15 protein-coding genes are annotated in these 26617 nt (G+C 56.6%); 14 read left to right on the top strand and 1 reads right to left on the bottom strand.

Annotated elements, in window-relative coordinates:
* Nucleotides 1-24 precede the first annotated feature (24 nt).
* From ACW9KT_RS07660 to ACW9KT_RS07595, 14 genes are all read left to right on the top strand, one after another.
* Nucleotides 25-1260 (top strand): TolC family protein, encoded by a 1236-nt coding sequence (locus ACW9KT_RS07660; protein ID WP_457078990.1) that lies wholly within the window; start codon nucleotides 25-27, stop codon nucleotides 1258-1260.
* Nucleotides 1257-1856, top strand: coding sequence for a hypothetical protein (locus ACW9KT_RS07655; RefSeq protein ID WP_457078988.1), 600 nt, complete (start codon nucleotides 1257-1259; stop codon nucleotides 1854-1856). Before ACW9KT_RS07660 ends, ACW9KT_RS07655 begins: the two co-directional genes overlap by 4 nt.
* The gene (locus ACW9KT_RS07650; protein ID WP_457078986.1) at nucleotides 1853-3067 is read left to right on the top strand and encodes an efflux RND transporter periplasmic adaptor subunit; all 1215 of its coding nucleotides are present in this window, start codon (nucleotides 1853-1855) and stop codon (nucleotides 3065-3067) included. Before ACW9KT_RS07655 ends, ACW9KT_RS07650 begins: the two co-directional genes overlap by 4 nt.
* A 115-nt stretch (nucleotides 3068-3182) precedes the next feature.
* Complete coding sequence (locus tag ACW9KT_RS07645) at nucleotides 3183-6446, top strand: efflux RND transporter permease subunit (RefSeq protein WP_457078984.1); 3264 nt, start codon at nucleotides 3183-3185, stop codon at nucleotides 6444-6446.
* A gap of 340 nt (nucleotides 6447-6786) precedes the next feature.
* Complete coding sequence (locus tag ACW9KT_RS07640; protein ID WP_457080175.1) at nucleotides 6787-7170, top strand: response regulator; 384 nt, start codon at nucleotides 6787-6789, stop codon at nucleotides 7168-7170.
* Nucleotides 7167-8213, top strand: coding sequence for an adenylate/guanylate cyclase domain-containing protein (locus ACW9KT_RS07635; RefSeq protein WP_457078983.1), 1047 nt, complete (start codon nucleotides 7167-7169; stop codon nucleotides 8211-8213). The genes ACW9KT_RS07640 and ACW9KT_RS07635 overlap by 4 nt, the downstream gene beginning before the upstream one ends.
* A 167-nt stretch (nucleotides 8214-8380) precedes the next feature.
* The gene (locus tag ACW9KT_RS07630) at nucleotides 8381-9877 is read left to right on the top strand and encodes a M28 family peptidase (RefSeq protein WP_457078981.1); all 1497 of its coding nucleotides are present in this window, start codon (nucleotides 8381-8383) and stop codon (nucleotides 9875-9877) included.
* A 620-nt stretch (nucleotides 9878-10497) separates the two neighbouring features.
* The gene (locus tag ACW9KT_RS07625; protein WP_457078979.1) at nucleotides 10498-13572 is read left to right on the top strand and encodes a SusC/RagA family TonB-linked outer membrane protein; all 3075 of its coding nucleotides are present in this window, start codon (nucleotides 10498-10500) and stop codon (nucleotides 13570-13572) included.
* 9 nt (nucleotides 13573-13581) lie between these two features.
* Nucleotides 13582-15141 (top strand): RagB/SusD family nutrient uptake outer membrane protein, encoded by a 1560-nt coding sequence (locus ACW9KT_RS07620; protein WP_457078977.1) that lies wholly within the window; start codon nucleotides 13582-13584, stop codon nucleotides 15139-15141.
* Between the two features lie 327 nt (nucleotides 15142-15468).
* Entirely contained in the window at nucleotides 15469-16833 is a 1365-nt protein-coding gene (locus tag ACW9KT_RS07615; protein WP_457078975.1) for a glucoamylase family protein, read from the top strand.
* Between the two features lie 227 nt (nucleotides 16834-17060).
* The gene (locus ACW9KT_RS07610; RefSeq protein WP_457078973.1) at nucleotides 17061-18713 is read left to right on the top strand and encodes a family 43 glycosylhydrolase; all 1653 of its coding nucleotides are present in this window, start codon (nucleotides 17061-17063) and stop codon (nucleotides 18711-18713) included.
* A gap of 242 nt (nucleotides 18714-18955) precedes the next feature.
* Nucleotides 18956-21271: a beta-glucosidase BglX gene (gene bglX, locus ACW9KT_RS07605; RefSeq protein WP_457078971.1), complete on the top strand. Its 2316-nt coding sequence runs from the start codon at nucleotides 18956-18958 to the stop codon at nucleotides 21269-21271.
* A 437-nt stretch (nucleotides 21272-21708) separates the two neighbouring features.
* The gene (locus ACW9KT_RS07600) at nucleotides 21709-23142 is read left to right on the top strand and encodes an AMP-binding protein (RefSeq protein ID WP_457078969.1); all 1434 of its coding nucleotides are present in this window, start codon (nucleotides 21709-21711) and stop codon (nucleotides 23140-23142) included.
* A gap of 2 nt (nucleotides 23143-23144) precedes the next feature.
* The gene (locus ACW9KT_RS07595; RefSeq protein ID WP_457078967.1) at nucleotides 23145-25466 is read left to right on the top strand and encodes a DUF3419 family protein; all 2322 of its coding nucleotides are present in this window, start codon (nucleotides 23145-23147) and stop codon (nucleotides 25464-25466) included.
* Here ACW9KT_RS07595 and ACW9KT_RS07590 read toward each other — a convergent pair.
* On the bottom strand, nucleotides 25440-26510 hold the full coding sequence (locus ACW9KT_RS07590; RefSeq protein ID WP_457078965.1) for a hypothetical protein: 1071 nt from the start codon (nucleotides 26508-26510) through the stop codon (nucleotides 25440-25442). The two genes, ACW9KT_RS07595 and ACW9KT_RS07590, sit on opposite strands and share 27 nt — an antisense overlap.
* Between the last annotated feature and the right edge of the window lie 107 nt (nucleotides 26511-26617).

Here is a 26617-nt window from a genome sequence, read left to right as displayed (position 1 = left end):
CAGTAACAACATGGCCTTCTCTCAGTGAACAACTCCCTCGCATATCACTCACGACACTTAAAGCTGGGGCTCCTGGCCACGCTTGGCATAGTGCTGCTTACGCTGCCCGCACGCGCTCAGCAAGTGCTTAGTCTCGACAGTGCCCTGGCAGGTGCTCTGCGGGTGAGTCCGGCGCTGCGGCAGGCGGGAGCGGAGCAGCGTGAGCAGGAAGCTTTACGTCGGGGGGCTTTTTCGCTTATTAATCCGGGCGTTATTGTGGAAAGCCCCACGGGCGCATTTTACACCGTGGGCGCCCAGCAGACGTTTGAGTTCCCGACCGTGTACAGCCGACAGGCCAAGGTTGGTCGGGCCCAGGTGACGTTGGCCCAGCGCAACCAGCAAATAAGCCGAAATACTGTACAGCGCGAAGTGCGCCTGAGCTACTTAGCCTTGCAAATAGCTGAAGCCCGACAGCGCCAGCTTGCCAGTCAGGACAGCCTGCTGCGCACGCTGGCCGCGGCTTCGGAACGGCTGTATGCTGCCGGCGAAGTAGACTATTTGCAGCGAGTGAGCACCGAGGCCGAATCGCGGCAGGCGGCTAACCGGCTTCAGCAAGCCGCCGCCGACCGCCGTGCCGCCCAGGCCCGACTGAGCCTGCTGCTGGGCCAACCCACGGTAGAGTTGACTACGGGTGCTGACTTAACGGCGCTCGGCACCTTAGTTTTGCCCCCCAGCGATGTACCAACTGCTGATAGCGCACAACTGCAAGCCAATCCACAGTTGGCGTTTGCCTTGCAAAATATCGAGGTGAGTCGGCTGAACCTGCGGCTGGCGCGGGCGCGGGCCTTGCCGGGGGTAGTGCTAGGCTATCAAAACCAGGGCGACCGGGACTCGCCGGTCCGCAACCGGTTTCAAGCCGGCTTGTCCTTGCCCTTGTACTTCTGGACTTACCGCTCCCAGATCAGAGCCGCCGATGCTCGCATGCAAGCCTCCCTGGCCCAGCGCGCTGCTACCGGGCTGGAAGTCAACCGCGAGTATCAACAGGCCCAGGCTGATGTAGCCAAATTTGAGGCTAGCCTACGTTACTTCCAGCAAACGGGCCTGCCCCAGTCCAAGACCATTGTCAGCACAGCTCAGCGGCTGTTTCGGGCTGGCGAGGTGAGCTATTACTTGTTTGTGCAAAGTGTTAACCAGGCCTTCCAAATCCGCGCCGACTACCTCGACGCGGTGCGCGGCTACCAGGAAGCGCTTATTCAACTCAACTTTTTACGCGGCCAATGAAAACCTACCTGTTTGTCTTTCTACTGCTTGGCAGCCTGGTATTTGGGCCACCGCCAGCCACGGCCCACGGCGGCGAAGACCACGGCGAAACCGCCGCGGCAGGCGCGCCGGGGGCACAATATTTCTCGGTTACCAGCCAGTCAACCCAGTTTGAGCTACTGCTGCGCTACGAGCCGCTGAAGGCTGGCGAGCCGGCTCATTTGCGCCTGTTCGTGTCAGACTACGCCACCAACGCACCTATCTCCGGCGCCCGCCTCACCTTCACAGTGCCCGAAAACGACAAGCTCCAGTTTGCGGCCACGCCCCACGGGCCCGGCGAATACTTGGTAGAAGGTCAGTTTCCAGCTAATGAAACCTACAGTCTCACGGTAAACATCGTGGCCGACAAGCGGGCCGATTTGATGCTGCTCAAAGGCATAGCCGTGGGCAAAGAGCTACCCACCGCTACTGCTGCGCCTGCCGCGGGGCCTTTCCTCACTTGGAAAATGGGCCTGCTCCTCCTGGGGGGCTTTTTGGCTGGCGTTGCACTTACCGCTTTGCTCCTACGTCGCCGCTCCCGCACCACCGAGGCCCAACCACCGCTGGTACACTCATGAAAACGTCCCCCACATCATCCCGCCTACGCCCGACAGCACCCCATCAAGGTCGGTTACGCGGGCTAAGTAACAAGGTCAGCTCTTGGAAAACGGCCGGCTTCTCACTCGTCGTACTTAGTGCGCTGTTTGCCCTATTACTGCCACCGCCCCGTCCCCTCGCGGCTCATGGCGGCGAAGACCACGGCGAAACCGCTGCCGGCGCTCTAGGTGCCACCACCGGCGCCCCCGACGAGGTCATCATGCCCAAGGAAAGCCAGTTTCTGTTCGAGATTCGCACCCAACTGGCCGCCTCCGATACGCTGCTTACCCGCCGCACCTTGCTGGGCCAAATAACAGCTGCGCCTGGCGGCGAAGGCCGCTTAGTAGCCCCGCAAACCGGCCGCTTGGTAACGCTGAATGTGCGTGTCGGCCAAAATGTGAAGGCTGGCCAAGTGCTGGCTGTGTTGGACCAAACCCTCGCCGCCACCGAGCAAATCGGCCTGGCCACCGACCGCGCCAACGCCCAGGCCGAGCTACGCGCCGCTCAGCAAGATTACGCCCGCTTAAAAAGTATTGAGGATATAGCCGCCCGCAAAGACGTGGTAGCCGCTGAGCTACGCCTGCGCCAGGCCCGCCAGAACGCTGGCATCCTAAACAACCAAGGACAGCAGCGCCGCGTCGAGTTGCGGGCGCCTATCACGGGCACCGTCGATGTATTTGGCCTCGCCGTGGGGCAGCAGGTAAATCAGGGCGACGAGCTGCTGCGCGTTATCAATCCCAGTCAGTTGTATGTGCGGGCACAGGTGTTTGCAACCGATATGGAGCAAGTAGGCACCGCTGGTCGCTTTGTAATTGAAGGCTTGCAAGGCGGCGCGTCCGTGCCGGCCCGCTTGGTGTCGTTCAGCAACGTGGTAAACCCAGTGAACCAAGCCCGCGAGCTGGTGCTGGCCGTGCAGAGCAACTCCGCGCTCCGCCCCGGCCAAAGCGTGAACGTGCGCGTGCAAAATCGCGGCGCCGAAGCCCAGCTTGCTGTGCCCACCAGCGCCGTCACCGACGTGGGCGGCCGCCCAGCCGTGTTTGTGCACACGGCCCCCGAGGTCTTTAAGCTCCGCTATATACGCCCCGGCTCTGCCGACAATCGGCAAACCATCATTGCCGAAGGTCTGACCGAAAACGAGCGGGTAGTTACTCAGAATACCTACCAGTTGAAGTCCGTGTATTTGAATCAGTAAAGGCGCCTTGCATGCGCCTACCGTTGTTTACCGGGATGAGCTGGTTGCTGGCAATGCTCGAGAATAAACAACCAAACAACGACGGGTGCGTGCCACGCGCCCCTACCCCGCTACCATGCTTGATCGCATCATTCGTTTTTCCCTCGAAAACCGCTTGCTTACCCTGGCTTTCGCCCTGGCCCTGCTGGTCGGCGGCTTCGCCACCCTGCGCGGCCTACCCGTTGATGTGCTGCCCGACCTCGACCGGCCCCGCGTTACGGTATTCTTAGAAGCGCCCGGCATGGCCCCCGAAGAAGTAGAAGCTCTTGTGACGCGCCCCGTCGAGACGGCGCTGAACGGGGCTACGGGAGTGGAGGCAGTGCGCTCCAACTCCGCCGTGGGACTGGGAATGATCTTCGTCGAGTTCAACTACGGCACCGACATTTTCACGGCCCGCCAAATCGTAAGTGAGAAGCTGCAAACTGTGCAGGAGCAGTTGCCAACGGGCATCTCGCCAGTGCTGGGTCCAATCTCCTCCGTAATGGGACAAATCATGCTTGTCGGTCTCACTAGCGGCCACGAGCAACCCACCAAGAAGGACACAATTGCCCCCCAGAACCAATCAAAGTATCAACCGCGCACCTCTGACGCCGACCTGCGCACCCTCGCCGACTATACCGTGCGCCAGCGCCTGCTCAGCATTGCGGGCGTAGCTCAGGTCATTCCCATTGGGGGCGAGCAGCGACAATACCAGGTGCTCGTTGATCTGCCTAGGCTCAATGCTACAGGCTTGACTATTAATCAGCTGGAAGAAGCCCTGCGTCAATCCAACCTGAACACCACCGGCAATTTCTTTGACCGCAACGGCTCCGAAGTGCTCATCCGTAACCTAGGCCGCCTGCGCTCGGTGGAGGATATCGAGAACATCATCGTGAGCTACCGCAATGGCTCGCCGGTCACGGTGCAGCAGGTAGCGACGGTGCAGTTTGGGGGGCGTTTCAAACGCGGCGACGGCAGCGTAAACGGCCAGCCCGCCGTCATTCTCAGTATCGAAAAGCAGCCCGGCGCCAGCACGCCTCAGCTCACCCGCCAGATAGAAGCCGCGCTAGCCGCCTTGCAGCCTTCCCTGCCCCGCGATGTGCGCTTCAACACCCGTTTGTTTCAACAGGCCGAGTTCATCAACGCCTCGCTCACCAACGTGGAGGAAGCACTGCGCGACGGCGCTATCCTGGTCGTGATTGTGCTGTTCGCCTTTCTGCTTAATGTGCGCACCACGCTTATCTCGCTCACCGCCATCCCCTTATCCTTGCTCGTTACGGCCTTGGTTTTCAAGGTGGGGGGCATTTCTATCAATACACTCACCCTGGGCGGCCTAGCTATTGCCATCGGCGAGCTAGTGGATGATGCTATTGTTGACGTGGAAAACGTGTTTCGGCGCTTGCGCGAGAACCGGCAGCTGCCTCGGCCACGGCCCGCTTTGCAGGTCATTTATGAGGCGTCCTCGGAGGTCCGCAATTCTATTGTATACGCCACTATTATTGTGGTACTCGTGTTTCTGCCGCTGTTCGCGCTGTCGGGTATGGAGGGACGAATTTTTGCCCCCCTGGGCGTGGCCTACATTACCAGCATTATCGCGTCGTTGTTCGTTTCGCTTACGGTGACGCCGGTGCTGTGCTATTATTTATTGCCCAAACTAAAGCTACGCGCCGAGCAAGACAGCCGCTTAGTGCGCTGGCTCAAGGCCAAAGACACGCGCCTGCTTAGCTTCGGCTTCCGGCACCCCAAGCTAATTTTGGGCACTACAGGCTTGTTATTCGTGCTGGCGGCGGCTATGGTGCCGTTCTTTGGCACTGAGTTTTTGCCGCCCTTTAATGAAGGCTCGCTTACTGTCAACTTCTCAGCTCCCGCCGGCACTTCCTTGGCTGAGTCGAACCGCTTGGGCACTCTGGCCGAAAAGCAGATGCTGCAAGTGCCGGAAGTGGCTTACACCGCCCGCCGCACCGGCCGCGCCGAGTTGGACGAGCATGCCGAATCGGTGAATAACTCGGAGATTGAAGTAGCTTTCAAAACCGACGAAGAGCTGGAAAAGGAAGGCCTGGAACGCCGCGACAAAGACGCAATTCTGGCCGATTTGCGCCAGCGCCTGAGTTTGCTACAAGGTGTGACTATCAACGTAGGCCAGCCCATCTCCCACCGCCTCGACCACCTCTTGTCCGGCGTGCGGGCCCAGGTAGCCATCAAGGTATTTGGCAACGACCTGCTGGAATTGCGCCGCTACGCCAATGAGGTTCGCGATGCGGCCGCCACCGTGCCGGGCGTTGTCGATTTACAGGTTGAAAAGCAGGTGCAGGTGCCCCAACTGCTCATTCGCCCCCGCGAAGATGCCATTCGGGCCCTCGGCTTGCCTCGCGGCGAAGTGGTCCAGGACCTGGAAACGCTGTTTCAAGGCGCAGTCGTGTCGCGCATTTTGCAGGGTCAGCAGAGCTTCGAGCTTATCGTGAAGCTACCCGACTCCCTGCGCGCCGACCTCAACCAGATTGCCGCCACCCGACTCGAAACGCCCAGTGGCGGCTTCGTGCCCGTCAGCGCCGTGGCTGATGTAAGCTACGAGCCCGGCCCCAACACCATCAACCACGAAAATACCCAGCGCCGCATCACCATCTCAGCCAATGTAGCCGGCCGCGACCTGGGCAGCGCCGTGCAGGAAATGCAGCGGCGCATCAGCGAGCAGGTGCAGCTGCCTACCGGTTATTACCTCACTTATGGGGGGCAATTTGAGAGTCAGCAGGCCGCCAGCAGCAAGATTCTATGGTTGAGCTTGTTCTCGCTGGGGGGCATTTTTCTGGTGCTTTACGCCCATTTCAAGTCCTGGCTGCTCGTCGCCCAAATCATGCTCAATATCCCGCTGGCACTTATAGGCTCGGTGGCGGCCGTGCTGCTCACGGGCGGCACGCTCAGCATTGCCTCATTAGTGGGTTTCATCACGCTCACCGGTATTGCCTCTCGCAACGGCATCATGATGATTTCTCACTACATTCATCTGGTTGAAAAAGAGGGCGAAGCATTTTCTGATAAGATGATTATGCGTGGCTCCTTGGAGCGCTTGGTGCCTGTACTGATGACAGCTCTGGTAGCGGCCTTGGCTCTAGTACCGCTCACCCTAGCTAAGGACGCGCCCGGCAAAGAAATCCTGTATCCAGTGGCCGTGGTCATCCTGGGGGGCCTTTTGTCTTCCACTATGCTTGATATTATCGTTACGCCCGTCGTGTTTCGCCTAGTGGGTCGCAAAGCCTTAGCTCAATATCGCCGGAACCACGCCGCCCCTACCCTCACCACCTCCGTAGACGCCCAACCCTTCACCCCTCCCACTGACCAAAATCCGGCGCCGGCAGTTGGTTAAGCTGCAACTACAATAGTAAAAATATGGTCATACAGAGCGGAGCGAGGCATCTCGCGTGTTTCGTTAGACTACCAACCTCATTACCGCGAGCGAAATGCTCCGCTCTGCATAACGGTCTCAAGTATTGTTCTGCTATAAGCACATAAGTACGGGCTACCATGCACTTAGCTTTATACTGATTTTGCCAAATCTCATTCGCCATTTAGCTCGTTCAAACTAGTTGTTGCGGCTTGGTCAAAAGACATCTTATTTAGTAAAGCTAGAAGCTTACTTTTGATGGCTTGGTTATTTGCCCAGATTAAGGATAACTTCATCTTCCAGTAGTACTACCTTCGCCATGATGAAAATATTAGTGGTTGACGACGAGCCGGATGTGCGCCAGTTATTTGAGCAGCGTTTTCGCCGGGAAATCCGCAACGGAACTTTCTCCTTCGATTTTGCCTACTCCGGCGAAGAGGCTCTGACGTACTTAAATGAACATTTTTCGGAGGTAGTTTTGATTCTTTCCGACATCAATATGCCCGGCATGAGCGGCCTAGAACTACTGCGCCGCATCAAGCAAGAGCACCCAACTCCGCCCCCGCCCACGGTGATGATGATTACGGCCTACGCCGATGAATCCAGTTACCGGCAAGCTATGGAGCTGGGAGCCAATGATTTCCTAACCAAACCCGTAGACTTCGCCGCCCTCAAGGAGCGCTTAGCTTCCATAGAACAGGCATGAAAACAAAGATCTTAGTTGTTGATGATGAAGCCGATTTAGAGCTGCTCATTAAGCAGAAATTTCGTCGCAAAATCCGGGAGCATCATTACGAGTTTCTCTTCGCCAGCAATGGGCAAGAGGCCTTAGCCCGCGTAGCCGAACACCCTGATACTGACATCATTCTCTCCGACATCAACATGCCCGTGATGGACGGGCTAACCATGCTTACCAAGCTGCACGAAGCCCACACTGCCGTCAAAACCGTGATGGTATCAGCCTACGGTGATATGCAGAATATTCGCACGGCCATGAACCGCGGCGCGTTTGATTTCGTGTGCAAGCCTGTGGATTTCAACGATTTGGAGCTAACCATCGAGAAAACCATCGTTCAGGTACGGCAGCTGCGCGAAACGCTCCAGGCCATCCAGGAAAACAACATCCTGAAAATGTACGTGGACGAGACGGTGCTCAACTTCATGGCCCGCCCCGACTTCGAGAACAAGCTCCTGGCCAGCGAAACCATTGAAGCCACCGTGGTTTTCATTGATATCTGCGGCTTCACGTCACTGTCGGAAATTTTGCCCCCCGGTGATGTCGTGAATATGCTGAATACCTACTTCGACCAGATGGTGCGCGAAATTATTTCGCACAGCGGCTACATCGATAAGTTTATGGGCGATGCCATCATGGCCGTATTCCGGGGCGAGTACCACCTCGACCGTGCCATCGACGCGGCCCTGTCGGTGCGCAGCTTAATAGCCGCCAGCCCCGGCACGTTGCCTGACGGCTCTGCCTACCAACCGAAGGTTTCTATTGGCGTTAACACCGGAGAAATGGTATCCGGCAACATCGGCTCTGCCTCGCTGAAGCGCCTAGATTATACTGTAATCGGTGACACGGTGAACGTGAGCCAGCGCTTACAGGGCGCCGCTCAGCCCGGCCAGATTATCGTTACGGAAGCCACTTATCAGAAGATAAAGGAGTCATTTCAGTGCAAGCCAATGGGCGAAATCACGCTGAAAAACAAAGCCAAGCCCATTATGACCTATGAGGTAGTGGCATAATAGCCAAGACCCTCGCGCCATTTTAAATCATTGACGGTCATGCAGAGCGGAGCGAAGCATCTCACGTGTTTATGCTGAGTTATTAAGCTCACTAAACACGCGAGGTGCTTCGCTCCGCTCTGCATGACCGTCCATTTTGATAATCTATCCTTCCTCTCCTTCCTTCTATGAAACATCCCTTATTTTCTCGTTGCTTAATTCCCGGAAGTCTGCTGGCCTTGTTACTGCTCAGCAATGGCTCAGCGACTGCCCAACGCAGTCCGTTTGCCGGCGACAAACGCTCGGCCATCAAGGAAGAAGATTTAAAGCGCGACTTGTTCGCCCTCGGTGGGGACCATTTTCGGGGTCGGGAGGGCGGCACGCTGGACGAACTGAAAGCATCCGTATGGATTGCTGAGCAGGCCCGCGCCATCGGCTTGCAGCCGGCCGGCGACGATGGCACTTACTTCCAGTTCTTTCATATTCAGCGCACCCGCCTCACCAAGGACAGCCAGCTGCGCATTGGCACTCACCAGCTCACCCACGGCAAGGACGCTATGATTCTGGCCCCTGGCGTGGCGACCATAAATGCCCCCCTGGTGTTTGTAGGCACCGGCACACCGCCCGAAATGGCTAACGTGGATGTAAAAGGCAAGGCCGTGGCTATTCTGTTTTCGGGTACGCAGCCCGCCGATTTGAGCTACCGCCGCTTCGTAAACACCACTATGCGCGACCGTTCGGTGGAGTTGGTGAAGGCGGGCGCGGTGGCCGTTGTATTCGTGTCGGATGCGCGGGCCCAAAACCTGTACGAGAACTGGACCACCAGCTACGAGCGCGGCCGCTACAGCTTGCCTGGCGAGGCGACTACCCGTATAGTGGAGCAAGTTCCTACTATCTGGCTGCCAGCCGAGGCGCTAGCTTGGGTGCGTCAGCCTGGCCAGCAGATGACGGCTACGCTGAAGGTGGAAAGCTTTGCTTATCCATCGGTAAATATTGTGGCCACCGTCCCCGGCACTGATGCGAAGCTGAAAAAGGAGAACGTTCTGTTTAGCACCCACCAAGACCACGATGGTGTACGCAAGATTGTAGCCGGCGACTCTATCTGGAACGGCGCCGACGACAACGCCACCGGTTGCGCGGCCTTGCTGGCTACCATGCGCGCTTTTAAACAGAAGCCAGCCAAGCGCACGGCGCTATTTGTGTTTCATGGAGCCGAGGAGCGGGGCTTGCTAGGCTCCCGCTACTATGCTGCCAATCCCACCGTACCCCGTGAGTCGATTGTGGCGGTGCTCAATGCTGAAATGATTGGCCGCAACGCACCCGACAGCGCCGCTTTACTTGGCTCGCAGCCGCCCCACCGCAACTCCTTGAGCTTGGTAAACACCGCTTTGGCCGCAAACCAGGCCAGCGCCCAGTTTAAGCTGGATACACTCTGGGATAAGCCCACCCATCCCGAAGGCTGGTATTTTCGCTCTGATCACCTTTCTTATGCTCGCCTTAATATTCCGGCCATCTGCTACACTACGCTGCTGCACAAGGATTACCACACGCCCGCAGACGAGCCTGAGCGCATCAGCATTCCCAAGCTAGCCGGCGTCACGCGCTGGCTCTACCTGACGGGTTGGGCCGTCGCCAACCAGCCCGATCGCCCGGCCCTCGACAAAGACTTTAAGCTGGAACGCTAGCAACGATCAGGTGGGGGGCTTTTTTAGCTTTACTCCCTGATAATTAGCTTGTAAAGTACGCAGCACAAGCAGCAAGAAGGTTGGCGAGTTTTCGCCAACCTTTTTTTGTATCTTATTCTCTGAATCAATTAATACTTCGTTAGCACAACCTTACGAAGTATACATCAGTACTGCTTCTACGGCTGCGTTTATGTAGGGCCCCGGTTCCGCATAGAATTCAGCCGCAACCGACCTGCTGGACAAGGGAAATGCAGTGCCCTGGCTATTCAAAAAGCCCCCCAACCAGCCCGACGCAACCTCCTATTTGCGAAGTCAATAGTTGTGTCCTTTCTCATTTTGCTGCCTATCGTTTGAGTGCCTTCCGAGTGCCGCAGGTTAAAGCATAATTGCTGCTACCGTCGGTAAAGAGCAGAGAGAAATTTGATTCATCGCTTTTAATACTACGTGTTCCTTGCTTGCATCAGCCCTTAGATGAGTCCGCAAACGATTGCGCTTACTCTCTGATCTGATTGTAGTTACAACTGGTGAGTGCTTCGTGAGGCAAACTTCTGGCCCCGACGCACTCATGAAGCTGGCATATCCTTCTGCATTTCCTTTCCCATCCCAAACCCTTCGTTTATATGATCCCTCTTTTACAGTTTCCTGGGCTTCCCAGGCGGGTGCAGCAACTCACGACCATAGTTGGGTTGGGGGTTGTATTGTGCATCAGCAGCGTAGCGGCTACCGCTGCCGTGGCGCCTGCAAAGAGTGCCAGCTTGGCTCAAACCCCGGCCGACATCACCGTAACTGGCCGCGTGATCGATGAAACCGGCGGCGGGTTACCCGGCGTGAACGTGGTAGTCAAAGGCACTACCAACGGCACCAGCACCGACCCCGACGGCCGCTATACCATCTCGGCCCCGACCGACGGGACGCTGGTATTTTCCTTCGTGGGCTATAATCCGCAGGAAATAGCCATCGGCGGCCGCACTTCCATCGACATTAATCTGGCGCCTAACACCCAGGCCCTGGGCGAGGTAGTAGTAACCGGCTACGGTACCCAAGCCAAGCGCGACCTGACCGGCGCCATCGCGCGGGTAGAGGGCACCGAAATTGTGAATCAGCCGGTACAAACAGCAACTCAGGCCTTACAAGGCAAGATTGCCGGGGTGCAAATCACCAACAACGGCCAGCCCAACTCCCAGCCCGTCGTGCGGATCCGGGGTACGGGCACGCTGCTGGCTGGCGCCAACCCGCTGTACGTGGTAGACGGGGTGCAAACCACTGATATCCGTAACCTAAGTAACGCCGACATCGAAACCATCGACGTGCTGAAAGATGCCTCGGCGGCGGCCATTTATGGCGTCCGGGGGGCAAATGGCGTCATTATTATCACAACCAAGCAAGGCAAGGAAGGCAAGCCGGTGCTGAGCTACAGTGCCACCGGCGGCTTCAAGCAGGCCGCCCGCCTCGTGGATATGGCCAATTCAGACCAGTATGTAGGCTACCTCCGCGACATTTCGCCCAATACCACCATTCCCGACTTTTCGGGCACTACCGACTGGTACGATGAAATTCTGCGCCGCAGTACTTTCCAGAACCACAATTTAGCCGTGTCGGGCGCCAGCGAGAATGTGCGCTACTACTTCTCCGGCAACCTATTGCAGGATGATGGTATCGTCATCAACAACAAGTTTCAACGCCTAACGGTGCGCTCCAACACGGCCTTCGATATTTCCGATAAGGTCACGATTAGCTCGCAGGCCTCATTTAGCCGCGCTAATACCCGCGACGTAAATATTGGGGCCGCCTACGGCAACTCTTACCGCGCGGCACCTATTATTCCAGCCAAGCAAAACGACCGATACGGCAATACGTCGGCTTTCGGCAACGTGGGCAACCCGTTGATTGACCTCGAAAAAAACGACAATCGCTCCTTAGAAAACCGCTTGCAAGGCAATGTAGCCGTTGATGTAAAGCCCGTCACTTGGCTAACCTTGCGTTCGGCCTTCAACGTGGACCTGAACTACAACAACCGCCGCGTGTATGACTTCCGCTACCTCAACGACGAGAACACTTTCTTGGCCGCAGGCGGCAACCAGCGCTCTGATCGCAGCGGTCTGAACGTAACCCGGGTTAACGAAAACCGCTACTTGTGGGAGAACACTGCCACCTTTCAGCAGCGCTTCAACGACAAGCATAGCCTTACGGTGCTGGTAGGCAACGTGGTGGAAGAAGGCTTGCGAGATGAAGTGACAGCGGGCCGCCGCGACGTGCCCGTCGACCGCGACCAGTGGTACATCGTGGCCGGCGACCCCAACTCATCGGTGAATGGCTCGAGCGCTTCCAAGGACCGCCGCCTCTCTTACTTAGGCCGCATCAACTACGCCTTCCTCGACCGCTACTTACTCACCACCAACCTGCGCCACGACGCCACTTCGCGGTTCAACCGTGATCAGCGCAACGGTTTTTTCCCCTCAGTGGGTTTGGGCTGGGTGATTTCGGACGAAGCCTTTCTGAAGGATAACAGTATGCTAAACTTCCTGAAGCTGCGCGCCAGCTACGGACAGCTCGGCAACGACCAGATTCCTGCCGATACCTACATCGTGACGGCCAACACCAACATTCCGTACGTGTTCAACGGCCAGCCGGCGCTGGGCGCTACCATCACTGAAATCAAAGACCGGGATGTACGCTGGGAAACCACTACTGAGTACGACATCGCCTTAGAGTTTGGCTTGCTCGATAACCGCCTGACCGGCGAAGTAACGTATTACGACAAGACAACCTCCGACGCGCTGATTCCGGTCAACATTCCCGGTATCCTGGGCGACCCTAACAACCAGTTCATCACCAATGCCGCCGACATCACCAACAAAGGCATAGAAGTCGGTCTGAACTGGCGCACGAATATTGGCGCAAGCGCCGATTGGAGCTACAACATTGGGGCAAACGCCACCTTTAACAAGAACCGTATTGCCGAGCTAAACGGCGGGCAGGCATTGTTCGCTGGAACCAACAACGTGACCCGTTCCGACAACGGCGTAGCGGCCGGCAGCTTCTACCTTCTCGACGCCATCGGTGTGTATCAAACCGCCGACGAGATTACCAGCGGCCCCCGCTCTACCTTCAACCCCCAAGTAGGCGACCTGAAGTATGCCGATACGAACGGTGACGGCGTGGTTGACTTGCAGGACCGCTCCTACTTTGGCTCCTATCAGCCGCCCATCTACTTTGGCATCAATGGGGGGCTAAATTTCCGCAACCTGGACTTCTCCTTCGTGTTTTCGGGCAACCTGAATAACAAGGTGTACAACGCTAAAAAGCAGCAGCGTAACTCCACCAACGACAACGTGGAAGCCAGCTTTGCCAACGACCGCTGGACGGCCGCCAACCCCTCCAACACCGACCCGCGCGCCCTAATGGCCAGCATGCCTAACTCGACTTACTTCCTGGAATCGGGCTCGTTTATGCGCCTTACCAACGTCGTTCTGGGCTACACGGTCCCAGGCGCGACCTTGGAGCGTTTCCGCATGACTGCCTTCCGCGTGTTTGTCTCGGCGCAAAACGTATTCACCATCACCGACTATACCGGCTTCTCCCCAGAACTTTCCGGCGGTCCGCTGGACTCAGGTATCGACAGCTTTACTGCTACTACTAGTTCGTACCCCATTAGCCGCACCATCACGCTGGGGCTGAACATCAACTTCAAATAAGCTACGCCGATGTATTTCTCACTTCCCACCTCCTTCCCGCGCCGCGCCGGCACGGCCGCTCTGGCCCTGACCCTGGCGATAGTCAGCGGCTGCAAAGATTTCCTCGACGTAGCCCCCCAGGGCCAGCTCAGCGAAGACGCTATCCGCACTGATCCCGCCGCGGCCCAAAAGCTGGTTGATGGCGTGTACAACGTCATGTATCTAGGTGGCTTCGGCCCCGATGTACATGGCTTGCAGCACGTTATTATGACCGATATTGCCTCCGACGACTCCGACAAAGGCAGTACCCCCGCCGACTACGGCGACGCTCTTACCATCGATAACTTCACGCTCACGGCCGCCAATGGCACGCCCAACAATGCCTGGAATGGCTACTTCCAAGCCGTGGCTCGCGCCAACCAGGCCCTCGACAAAATTCCGCTGAGCCCAGCTCCCGAGGCCGAGAAGAATCGCTTGATTGGGGAGGTGCGTTTTCTGCGCGGCTACTTCTATTTCAACCTGGTGCGCCTGTTTGGCGGCGTGCCCTTGCTCGACCGGGTGCCGCTAACCTCGGAAATCAACAGCCCGGAGTTTCAGCAGCGCGCCACCGCCGAACAGATCTACGAATTCATCATCAGCGACTTACAATTTGCGACCGATAACCTGCCGCTGAAAGGTGCCACGCAAACAGGCCGCGCCACGAAAGCCGCTGCCCAAGGTATGCTGGCTAAAGTGTACTTGTACCGCCGTAATTATCAGCAGGCCTTTACCCTGACCAACGAGATTATTCAGGGCCGGTCAGGTGCATATGCTTTGCAACCCAACTACGCCGAGATCTGGCGTACAGCGGGGGCCAACGGGTCGGAGTCCATATTCGAGGTGCAGACGGGCGTCAATGCGGCCTGCAACAACTCGGCCGTAGAACTGTACACCGTATCGCAGGGTCCGCGCGCCGGGGGCCGGGGCGGCTGGGCTGACTTAGGCTTCGGCTTTAACACGCCCACCGAGTCGCTGGCCAATGCCTACGAGCCAGGCGATGTGCGCCGCGCCGGCACCATCATCTTCATTCAACCCACAGCTCCCGCTGGGCAGCGCTCCACTGGTACCGTGCTCTGGGACGGTTTCCGCATCCCGAGCAAAGACTCCGTGGAAGGCTTCCGCTACAGCTACAAAGCCTACCATAGCCGCACCCGCGAAGCCAACTGCGGCAACAACGATTACCTACCCAAGAACATACGGGTACTGCGCTACGCAGAAATCCTGCTCATAAACGCTGAAGCCGCTCTGCAACTCGGCAATACCGCTGCGGCAACTACCAGCCTGAATGCCGTGCGTACCCGCGCGGGCCTACCAGGCAGAACGGCCCCCACGCTCCAACAAATCTGGCAGGAGCGCCGCGTGGAGCTAGCCCTCGAACACGACCGTTTCTTTGACCTAGTACGCCAGGAAGCCGTACAGCCCGGTCGCATCGTCCCAATTTTTGCTGCTCAAGGTAAAACCTTCGTGAAAGGCAAACACGAGCTATTCCCTATCCCCCAAGCCCAGATTGACCTCAGCGGCGGCCAGCTCACGCAGAACCCTGGGTATTAATTAGCCACTGGTAAACAATACTAGAAATAGAGCTAGAAGATTAGCTCCCCTCCTCAGCTGAGGAGAGGTTGGGGGTGGTTGGCAATCGTTGTTTAGTTGTTTACAAGCTCGTCATGCAGAGGCGGAGCCGAAGCATCTCGCGTGTTTAGTGAGAGTAGTAATCAGACATCAGCACGCCAGATGCTTCGGCTCCGCCTCTGCATGACCGCCTGCAGTATCGTTTACCAAACCAACGCTCCGGCCAACCACCCCTAGCCCCTCCTCAGCTGAGGAGAGGAACTAGACTTCTAGCCTTTAGCTCTAGCTACACGTCGCATAAGCTGACTTATGAAAGCAAAACTCCTCCTTTTCCTGTGTCTGCTCCTACCGCCTGGCCTGCTGCAAGCCCAGCAAAAGCCAGCCCCCAAAAAAGCCCCCCAGACTACCAAATTCGACCCGCGCCAGCGCCCCCGCAACCTCACCGATGAGCAGCTGCTGGACCAAGTGCAGCGCCAAACGTTTCGGTACTTCTGGGACTTCGGGCATCCGGTGTCGGGCATGGCGCGCGAGCGGAGCAACGTGGCCTACGAGTACGGCGACGAGGTAGTAACCACCGGCGGCACGGGCTTCGGCATTATGGCCATCATCGTGGCAGCCGAGCGAAAGTGGATAACGCGGGAAGAAGCCGCGGCGCGCATTCTTAAAATCGTCAAGTTTCTGGAGAAGTCCGATTCGTTTCATGGCGTGTATTCGCACTGGCTGAATGGCGAGACCGGCAAGGTTATCCGCTTCAGCCAAAAAGACGACGGCGGCGACTTAGTGGAGACTTCCTTTCTGTTTCAGGGCCTGATTTGCGCCCGCCAATATTTCACTCAGGAAACCAAAACCGAGCAGGAACTGCGCAACCGCATTCTGTGGATGTGGGAAGGCGTGGAATGGAACTGGCACACCCAAGGGGGGCAAAACGTGCTCTACTGGCACTGGAGCCCCAACAACGGTTGGAGCATGAACCACCAGATTCACGGCTGGAATGAGTGCCTGATCACCTACGTGCTGGCCGCTTCCTCACCTAAATACGCCATCGACAAGAAAGTGTACGACCAGGGCTGGGCCACCGGCGACTACTTCAAAAATGGTAAGGAGTTCTACAAAATCAAGCTTCCGCTGGGCTTCGACTACGGCGGGCCGCTGTTTTTCTCGCATTATTCCTTCCTAGGTATCGATCCGCGCGGCCTCAAAGACCAGTACGCCGACTACATGCAGCAAAACCAGGCGCACACCCGCATTAACTATGCCTACTGCGTCGATAACCCAAAGAAGTTTAAAGGCTACGGACCCACTAGCTGGGGCCTCACCGCCTCGGACAGCCACAAAGGCTACGCGGCCCACTCCCCTTCCGAGGATTTAGGTGTGATTTCGCCCACCGCCGCCTTATCGGCCATGCCTTACGCACCGACTGAATCAATGGCTGCCTTGAAGCACTTCTACAACGACCTGGGGGACAAAATATGGAGCGAATACGGCTTCGTAGACGGCTTCAGCGAGCACCATAATTGGTACGCCAAATCCCACCTCGCCATCGACCAAGGCCCTATCATCGTCATGATTGAAAACCACCGCACGGGCTTGCTGTGGAAGCTATTTATGAGCAGCCCCGACGTACAGCGCGGCCTCACCAAACTCGGCTTTGAAAGCCCACAGATTAAGAAGTAATTCTTCAAACCGTCATGCAGAGCGGAGCGAAGCATCTCGCGTGTTTAGTTGTTTAGTGTGGCAACATCAGCACGCGAGATGCTTCGCTTTGCTCTGCATGACAGACGATTTTTAGTTTAATTATGCTCAGAACCCTGCTCTTGTGCTTTACTGTGTTGCTAAGTTTTGTTGCTCGAGCACAACCAACTGCCAGCCCTGGTCAGCGGACGTATTGCAATCCGTTGAACTTGGACTACGGCTACACGCCCATCCCTGACTTTGCGGTTTCGGGCAAGCACCGTGCTACGGCTGACCCCGTCATCACCTTATTCAAGGGCGATTACTATCTTTTCTCCACCAACCAATGGGGCTACTGGCACAGCAAAGACCTCTATAGCTGGAAGTTCGTTTCGCGCTCCTTTCTCAAGCCCCACCACAAAGTATATGACGATTTGTGCGCGCCGGCCGTGTGGGTAATGGGTGATACGCTGTTTGTATTTGGCTCAACACACGAAAAGAACTTCCCGATCTGGATGAGCACCAACCCCAAGGCCAACGAGTGGAAAGAAGCCGTGGAGCCCTTTCAGATCGGTGCTTGGGACCCAGCTTTTTTCCTAGACGATGATGGTAAGTTGTATCTGTACTGGGGCAGCAGCAACGAGTTTCCGCTTTACGGCCAGCAAATCAACCGCAAGACTTTCCAACCAATCGGGCAACCCAAGGAGATGTTTGGGCTGAATGACGAGCGGTTTGGGTGGCAGCGATTTGGCGAATACCTCGATAACACCTTCCTCGACCCGTTTATGGAAGGTGCCTGGATGAACAAGCACAACGGCAAATATTATCTCCAATATGGCGCGCCCGGCACCGAATTCAGCGGGTACGCCGACGGCGTGCAGGTGAGCGACAAGCCCTTAGGTCCATTCACGCCACAGCCGCACAACCCGTTTGCTTACAAGCCCGGCGGCTTTGCCCGTGGTGCTGGCCACGGCAACACTTTCCAGGATACCTACGGCAACTGGTGGCACCTCTCCACGATGGTTGTATCTGTGAAAAACAACTTTGAGCGGCGCCTAGGGCTGTGGCCCGCGGGCTTCGATAAAGACGGCGTGCTGTACAGCAACACCATGTTTGGCGACTATCCGCACTACCTGCCCAACGGTCCCGCCGACCACCTCAAAAGCCGCTTTGCGGGCTGGATGCTGCTCAACTATCAGAAGCCGGTGCAGGTGTCATCGACCCTGGGGGGCTTTTCTCCCAACTTCGCTGTCGATGAAATCATCAAAACCTACTGGAGCGCCGCCACGGGCAACAAAGGCGAATACCTCCAGACGGATTTGGGCAACCTAAGCACGGTGCACGCCATCCAGATAAACTACGCCGATCAAGACGCAGAATTTCTAGGCAAGCAACAAGGCACGTATCATCAGTACAAGCTCTGGCACTCCCTTGATGGCAAAAAATGGAAGATGCTGGTGGATAAAAGCCAGAACAAAAACGATGTTCCCCACGATTACATCGAGCTGACCGAGCCAGTAAAAACGCGCTATCTAAAGCTCGAAAACATTCACATGCCCACCGGCAAATTTGCCATCAGCGGCCTGCGGGTATTTGGTAAAGGCAACGGCTCAGTCCCCGAAGCTGTGCAGAACTTTATCGTGCTACGGACAGAAAAAGACAAGCGCAGCGCCTGGCTGAAATGGAAAGCCGTCGACAACGCCTACGCCTACAACATCCACGTCGGTATCAGCCCCGATAAGCTCTACAATTGCATCATGGTGCATGGCTCACCCGAATTTTACTTCAAAGGCATGGACAAAGAACTCCCATATTATTTCACCATCGAAGCCATCAACGAAAACGGCATTTCCACCCGAATACCAATCGTGACGGCCAAGTAGAGACACGTATTTGTGTCTCATCGTTGAAACGCCTCACCCACATAAAAAGAACGTCATGCAGAGCAGAGCGAAGCATCTCGCGTGTTTAGTGAGAGTAGTAATTCAACGAAGCGAGCGAGATGCTTCGCTCCGCTCTGCATGACAAACGTTTTTGAACGGCCGCAGAAGCTGAGCATTCGTACTCCGTCTGGGGGGCTTTTTACCTTCTGTTCGCACTCCAATTCCATCCTATCCTTTCCCACATGAAAAGAACGTTCCGCACCGCCTTGCTCCTATCACTAGGGCTTCTGCTGAGCCCGACGCTGCAAGCCCAGACCGCTGTTGCTCCGCCTTCCAGTGTTAATACCCAGAAGATGAATCAGTTTGTGGAGGCGCTGATGAAAAAGATGACCCTGGAGGAGAAAATTGGCCAGTTGAATCTCGTGTCGGTGGGCTTCGACGTGACGGGGCCGGTGGTTAGTAAAGACGTAGACGCTAACATTCGGAAAGGCAATGTGGGGGCGGTGCTCAATACCTACACGCCGGTGGCGGCGCGCAAGCTGCAAGAGTTAGCCGTGAAAGAATCGCGCTTGAAGATTCCGCTGATTCTGGGTTACGATGTTATACATGGCCACCGCACCATCTTCCCCATTCCGCTAGGCATGGCCGCCAGTTGGGACTTAGCCGCCATGGAGCGCAGCGCCCGCATTGCGGCCGAAGAAGCCGCCGCCGACGGTATCAATTGGGTATACTCGCCTATGGTAGATATTGCCCGCGACCCGCGCTGGGGCCGCATTGCCGAAGGCGCCGGTGAAGACCCCTACTTAGGCTCCCAAATTGCCCGCGTGATGGTGCGCGGCTACCAGGGTGCCGACAACGACATGAGCAAGCCTACCAACGTCATGGCTTGCCTCAAGCACTTTGCCCTCTATGGCGCCGCCGAAGCTGGCCGCGACTATGGTACCACTGACATGAGCCTAGTGCGCATGTACAATGAATACTTACCCCCCTACAAAGCCGCCATCGAAGCCGGTGTAGGCTCTGTAATGACGTCTTTCAACGATATTAACGGCGTACCAGCTACCGGCAACAAGTGGCTAATGACCGACCTACTGCGCACGCAATGGGGTTTCAATGGCTTCGTAGCCACTGATTACACTGCCATTAATGAGATGATTCAGCACGGCATGGGTAACGATGCACAAGTGTCGGCGCTGGCGCTGAACGCGGGCACCGACCAGGATATGGTGGGTGAGATTTTCCTGAAAAATCTGGCGCAAAACCTGAAAGACGGCTCAGTGAAGCAGGAGCAAATTGACTTAGCGTGCCGCCGTGTGTTGGAGGCCAAGTACAAGCTCGGCCTATTCCAAGACCCCTACCGCGGCGTGACGGAGAAGCGCGCGAAGGCGACCATGATGAAGAAGGAATTCATCGCCGATGCCCGCAACATCAGCCGCAAGAGCCTAGTGCTGCTCAAGAACGACAAGAACACGCTGCCGCTCAAAAAGACGGGCACGATTGCGCTGATAGGCCCATTAGCTAACCGCCAACGCGACATGATTGGTAGCTGGAGCGGCGCCGGCGACTGGAAGCAGGCCGTTTCGCTGGAGCAAGGCATCAAAAACGTAGCTAGCGGCGTGAAAGTGGTGTACGCCCACGGTGCCAACATCACCGATGACGGGCAGATGATTGAGCGCCTAAACGCCCACGGTGGCGACCTAAATATCGACAAACGCACGCCCGAAGCAATGATTCAAGAGGCCGTGCAAGCCGCCCAAAGTGCCGACGTAATTATAGCCGCCGTAGGCGAGTCGCAGGGCATGACAGGCGAGGCAGCCAGCCGCGCCGATATAAGCATTCCGGCCCCGCAGATGGAATTGCTGAAAGCCTTAAAAAAGACCGGTAAGCCGCTGGTGCTAGTGCTCATGAATGGCCGGCCCATGGCGCTAAGCTGGGAAAACCAAAATGCCGATGCTATCCTGGAAACCTGGTTTTCGGGCACCCAGGGCGGCAACGCTATTGCCGATGTGCTGTTTGGCGACTACAATCCATCGGGCAAAATCACGGCTACGTTCCCGCAGGTCGTGGGTCAGGTGCCGCTCTTTTACAACCACAAAAACACCGGCCGCCCTTTCAACGGCACTGACAAGCTCGATAAGTACAAGTCGCGCTACCTGGACGTGAGCAATGATCCGCTGTATCCCTTCGGTTATGGCCTGAGTTACACCACCTTCAGCTACAGCAAGCCCGAGCTAAGCAAAACCTCTATCAAGCAAAACGAGCCCCTCGAAGTGCGCGTAACCGTGCGCAACACCGGCAACTACGACGGCGAAGAAACCGCCCAGCTCTACATCCGCGATATGGTCGGCTCTATTTCCCGGCCCGTCAAGGAGCTGAAAGGCTTCCAGAAAGTGATGTTGAAAAAAGGCGAAAGCAAAACCCTCACCTTCCGCCTCACTCCTGATGATCTGAAGTTCTATAACAACGACCTGAAGTTCGTGTCAGAACCCGGCGACTTTCAGGTATTTGTTGGTAGTAACTCCCGGGATGTGCAGGAAGCCGCCTTCAAGCTGGAATAATCGCTTTTAACTGAACAAACACACTTCAGCCTGCTGCTGGAGGGCAAATTTGCCCCCCAGCAGCAGGCTGAAGTGTTGAATGGGGTACCGCCTAAGGCAACTTAGTCCATTTTGAGACTTAGAGCGCAAAGCGAGCAGATGCACTTTAGCATACGATGATGCCCTGCTAAACTCATTCTCAAAAGTCTAAAATAATACTTAACAAAATATTGACTTACAATTACTTAAGCTAAATATACAAGCTAAAGAAAGGTCTGATTAAGCTTACTTTTCGTTGTTGCAAGCTCTGGTTTATTAGCACCTTTAGATATTGTTATGCGCCGGAAGTCCATCCGGCCTTAGCGCTCACTAAGCGAAAAGCTGACATGACTTTTGCGCACGTTTCAAGAAAAGCTCAACTAGAACCCTGCCCACCAACAACTTATAGCCAGCGAGCCGTGAATAGCAACTTCTTTGAGACCATTCGCCGCACGCTTCTTCAACAGCCCGAACAGGTGTTTCTGGTGTGGCCCGCTGGTGAGCTTCATGCTCCTGTTTCCTACACCGGGCAGGCCATTCTCAACCGCACCCAGGCTATGCGGGAGGCTCTGCAAGCCACGTCGGTGCGGGCGGGCGAGCCGGTGTTGCTCGTCATGCCCGTCAGCTTCGATCTCATTTGCGGGCTACTGGCCGTGATGGCGCTGGGGGGTGTTCCGGTGCTGCCACCAGCTGCTGCCACGCCTAGCGCTATTTTACGGCTTCTGCGTAAAGCCAATATTCGCGCTGTCCTCACTCAGCGCCCCCTCCGCCCTACGTCCCGCCTGCTGGCTTGGCTTTTCCGGCTGAAGGTGACAGCGGTAGCTCACCTGTCGGCGGCCGGGGAGTTAACGCCTGCCGAGCCATTAGACGGGGCGCAATCTGCGCTGGTGTCGCACAGCTCCGGCTCTACGGGACAGCCCAAAGCCGTGCGGCGTAGTCATCGGGTATTGCGGGCTCAGCACGAGGCCATCAAGGCTGTGTTTCCGCCTTGGGCAGGGCAGCGCGACTTCCCACTGTTTCCGAACATTCTGCTGCATAATATGGCAGCGGGCGTGGTCAGTATCCTGCCTGATGTCCCCTGGTGCGCTACTCAACAATTAGAGCCGGCCCGCGTGCTGGACCAGCTGGTACGAGAGCAGGTCGAGACGATGACGGGTAATGTTGCTTACTTCAATGCCCTGCTTAGCTACCTCCGCCAGCACCCCAGGCAGTTGCCGGGAGTAGTGGGCATCGGCATCGGTGGGTCGCCGGTACCTGAGCCACTAGTACAGGGGTTGCGGCAGTTCTTTCCGAACGCCGCGGTGCACGTCATTTATGGCTCTTCGGAGGCCGAGCCGATTGCCGTGCGCCAAGTAAGCGCGCAGGTAGCCAATCCGTTGGCGGGCTATTGCGTCGGCAAAATTCATCCGGCGCTGGAAGTGCAAATTTGCCCCCTGGGGCAGCTCAATAGTGGTCTGGAACCAGGCTCAATGGTGGGCGAGATTCAGGTTAGAGGTCCTCACGTAGCCACCGCCCAGCCCGGACAGTGGCTAGCTACCGGCGACTATGGTTACCTTGCTGATGGCCAACTGTTTCTGACTGGCCGTCAGGGCAATGAAGGCCTACACGGCGGCGTGCAGCATTATCAGTTGGAACACCTGCTCTATCACCTACCGGGCGTAGAGCGCGTGGCCGCCCGCTCTGATGCGGCGGGATTTACGATATTTATCCAAGGCTCTGCCAGTCAGCAGGATGTCGAAGAGTTGCTGGCCAAAACTTTCCACGGAGCCCTCCATTACACTATCCATTTTCGCTCAACCTTGCCCGTAGATTCTCGCCATCATTCTAAAATTCTGTACGCCCAACTCACCTAGCCATGAATTCAGAATTCTATAATGTCGCCTTGGACCGAATCCGCTATTCCTTGGTGTGGGAAGACAGCCGCACGCTCTATCAAGCCCTCGCCATCGCGCCCACCGACCATGTGCTGGTCATTACCTCGGCCGGGTGCAACGTGCTGAACGCGCTGCTGCAAAACCCACGCTACGTGACGGCCATTGACTTGAACCCGGTGCAGAATAAGCTGCTGCTGCTCAAGTGTCACCTCATTCTGCGCCACGAGCCGCAGGTATTGCGCGCCCTCATGGGCTTTGACGGCACTCCGGCCGTAGCCCAAACCTGGGCGAAGATTGCTAACTCGCTCCCGGCAGACATGCAGCAATACTGGGCCACATTTTTCGAGAGCCATCCGGGGGGCATTCTTACGGCTGGTAAGCTGGAAAGCTACATCACCGGCTTCCTATCAAGCCTCGACGAGGCAGAGCAGGCTAAAGTGCGCCAGCTTATCACCTTCGACTCGGTGGAAAAGCAACGCGACTTTTTCGCGGCCGAGCTAGACGGCACTTCCTTTCAAACGCGTTTTACTACCTACTTTGACGAGGCCAACCTCAGCAAAGGTCGCCATCCGGCTTTGTTTAAATATGCCTTAGAATCGGGTGGAGAAGCTTTTTATGCGCGCCTGAAAGAAACAATCAGCACTAAGCTGGTGCGGGATAATTTCTTTTTCCGGTTTTTCTTCTTCGGACCGGAAGGCTTGCCGGAAGATATTTTGCCCCCCTGCTACCAACGCGCTAATCATCAACGGCTGCGGCGGCAGTTGGGCAAGCTAACCGTGGTGACGGAAGAGGCCGTGAGCTACCTGCACACGGCGGCGGGTCGCACCGTCACGAAGGCCAGCTTGTCCAACATTTTTGAGTACACCAGCCCGGAAGAGTTTCAGCAGGTCAGTCAAAGCCTATTCCCGTCCGCCGACAGCCCCTTGCGCCTCGTGTACTGGAATCTGCTGCAAAACCAGGGCGAGTTGGCCTCGGCCTGGCTGCCGCTGAATGCTGCCCTGTCGGAGCAATTGTCGGCGCAGGATGCCTGCTTTTATTTCCGCAACGTGCGGGTACTGGACTCGGCCTTGGCACCGATTAATTTCGCCTCAACCGCCCTCGCTTATCCGGCCATCAAGCAGACGAATGCGCCCGACTATTTCAGCGCCGCTTTTCTGGAACAAATAATTCAGGCGCACGCCCCTGATCAAACTATCCGCGTGCGGTCGGTAGAGCCTCTGCCCATCGACAACTCGGCCAGCATTCTGGTCACGCTCACGGCCGGACTTACGGAGAAAACGATTGGGCATTTTGGCCTGGCCGTAACTCTCGAAATTGATGGCGAGGTGCAAGTGCAGCGTATGGTGCTGAAAGTAAAGCCTCCCGGTCGCGAAATTTCGGCCATGCTCACCAATCTGGCGCAAGCCTGTTGGGGCCCTTTGGCCGAGGTTTACCCCGATTTCGCTTCGTTAACCGGCTTCGAGCACACCCACTGCCGCGAGGTGGAAGTGTACCAAAACCACGCCTCCACCCTCATGCCTAAAGTGTGGGGGCTTTATGCCAACGACGAGCAGGAAGCGTACTGCGTACTGATCGAATACTTGGAGGACGTGACCCTGCTTAACTCCGCTATGGCGCCCGAGACCTGGGCCGATGCGCATATTCGCGCGGCCCTGGAGCAGTTGGCTGAATGGCACGCCCGCCACTTGGTAGCGCAGCCGCCCCAGCCCGTTGGCCTCTGGGATGATCTGCACTCGCCCGCTTACATGTACCAGCTTACTCCCCTTTGGGAAGCCTTGCTACTGAACGCGGCCAATCACTTTCCCGAGCTATACCCCGAGAGCCGGGTGCGGGAGCTGCGCACGGCCATCGAGTTGATTCCAACCTACTGGGGGGCATTATCCGGCATGAATAAGACACTTATTCATAATGACTTGAACCCCCGCAACACCTGCTTTAAGTTGGTGGATAATGAGCTGCGCCTGTGCGCTTACGACTGGGAATTAGCCACCTACCACGTGCCCCAATACGACGTGGTTGAGCTCCTCTGCTTCGTGCTCGACGAGGACCGTTACCACCTGCGGAGCACCTACTTTGAGCATTACCGCCAAGCTCTGCACCGCCTCACGGGCCGCTACGCCGATGCCGCAGAGTTTCTAGAAGGCGCGGGCTACGCTGCCCTGGACTTCGGATTGCATCGCCTAGGCATGTACATGATGGCGCACACGGTTAGCCCCTACCCCTTCCTACCGCGGGTGGTGGACAGCTATTTCGACACGCTGGCCCAGCTTCAGCCCTTATCTCAACAAGTTCTTACTGAATAAAGCGTACTGAGCGACTTCGGCCGGTAAACCGTCGGTGAAATGCCGGGAAAAGTTATCGGAGCGCATCAAGCAGAAAATCACCTGGTCGTACAACTCCCGAAAGCTCATCATGCCATAAGCGCCCATGTAGTTCATCAACTGTTGATTACGAAAATCGGGGTGCACACCTACGGTTTTGGCCAGCAGGGTTCTCTCCGGCAACAACGGATAATCGCGGGCAAAGACGGGAACTACGGCGCCGAGCCGCAAGGGGGCATAATTGGGATGACAAAAGCTCAAAGCCACCAACTGGCCCGAGGTTTTCGCCCGAAACAGCACGGACGTATGCGGGCAAAGTTTGGCCGCATACGTCGCATTATACAGCCGCTGAAACTGCGCCAACGGAATGCTGCGGTAGGCCGGATTAGCGCTAAATACTTGATTCACTAACTCAAACAGCTCCGTTTCGTGCTCCTGCCAGGTATCGGGATTCAGCGGAATAAATTCGTAAGGAATCTGCTCCAGGGCCGCCAGCAGACTAGCTTTATCCAGATACACCGCCGGCACCACGTCGGGGCGAATGAGGCGGCTCTCAAAGGTGAGCGTCGGGGCGAAGCCGAGCTGGGCGAGCAAGGTCGGATAGTAAGCTGGGTTAGTGGGTTCCCGGTCAAATGCCCCCCAGGCTGGAGCGGGCGTAAGCCGCAGCCGGTACGCGTAGAAGGTGTTAAAATTTAGCGGCCCAATAAGTTGGGTGCAGCCTCGGCGGCGAGCCTCCGCGCTGAGCAACTCGAACGCAGCCTGATTCAGATTCAAATCATCAATGGTTTCCCAGAATCCAAAATAAGCCTGGGTGCTGCCGTGCGGATAAATACCCACCAACCGGAGGTTTTCGTGGTCCGTGAACACCACGATGTCGTTGCGCTCCGCCTCCGCACGAAACAGCTGATTTACGGCATTTCTTTCTTCGTAAGACTGTTGGGGGGCATTTTGGTAGATGCAAGCCGGAATTTCAAAGAATGACGCGCTGAGCGACTCTGTGAAAGGCAGCTGACTGATTGAAGGCATTTGTGAGACTAGTGAAGCTATTTAAGAATCCGTTATTGTCATGCAGAGCAGAGCGAAGCATCTCGCTCGCTTCGTTGAATTACTACTCTCACTAAACACGCGAGATG

Source organism: Hymenobacter sp. HD11105, assembly GCF_054051685.1.
This window is presented reverse-complemented; position numbering and strand designations above follow the sequence as displayed.

Excerpts from the sequence above, each read along its gene's own strand:
- ACW9KT_RS07595 (WP_457078967.1), top strand. The coding sequence starts at position 23,145 with ATGAATTCAGAATTCTATAATGTCGCCTTGGACCGAATCCGCTATTCC.
- ACW9KT_RS07620 (WP_457078977.1), top strand. The coding sequence starts at position 13,582 with ATGTATTTCTCACTTCCCACCTCCTTCCCGCGCCGCGCCGGCACGGCC.
- bglX (WP_457078971.1), top strand. The coding sequence starts at position 18,956 with ATGAAAAGAACGTTCCGCACCGCCTTGCTCCTATCACTAGGGCTTCTG.
- ACW9KT_RS07635 (WP_457078983.1), top strand. The coding sequence starts at position 7,167 with ATGAAAACAAAGATCTTAGTTGTTGATGATGAAGCCGATTTAGAGCTG.
- ACW9KT_RS07625 (WP_457078979.1), top strand. The coding sequence starts at position 10,498 with ATGATCCCTCTTTTACAGTTTCCTGGGCTTCCCAGGCGGGTGCAGCAA.
- ACW9KT_RS07650 (WP_457078986.1), top strand. The coding sequence starts at position 1,853 with ATGAAAACGTCCCCCACATCATCCCGCCTACGCCCGACAGCACCCCAT.
- ACW9KT_RS07645 (WP_457078984.1), top strand. The coding sequence starts at position 3,183 with ATGCTTGATCGCATCATTCGTTTTTCCCTCGAAAACCGCTTGCTTACC.
- ACW9KT_RS07640 (WP_457080175.1), top strand. The coding sequence starts at position 6,787 with ATGAAAATATTAGTGGTTGACGACGAGCCGGATGTGCGCCAGTTATTT.
- ACW9KT_RS07590 (WP_457078965.1), bottom strand. The coding sequence starts at position 26,510 with ATGCCTTCAATCAGTCAGCTGCCTTTCACAGAGTCGCTCAGCGCGTCA.
- ACW9KT_RS07615 (WP_457078975.1), top strand. The coding sequence starts at position 15,469 with ATGAAAGCAAAACTCCTCCTTTTCCTGTGTCTGCTCCTACCGCCTGGC.
- ACW9KT_RS07655 (WP_457078988.1), top strand. The coding sequence starts at position 1,257 with ATGAAAACCTACCTGTTTGTCTTTCTACTGCTTGGCAGCCTGGTATTT.
- ACW9KT_RS07630 (WP_457078981.1), top strand. The coding sequence starts at position 8,381 with ATGAAACATCCCTTATTTTCTCGTTGCTTAATTCCCGGAAGTCTGCTG.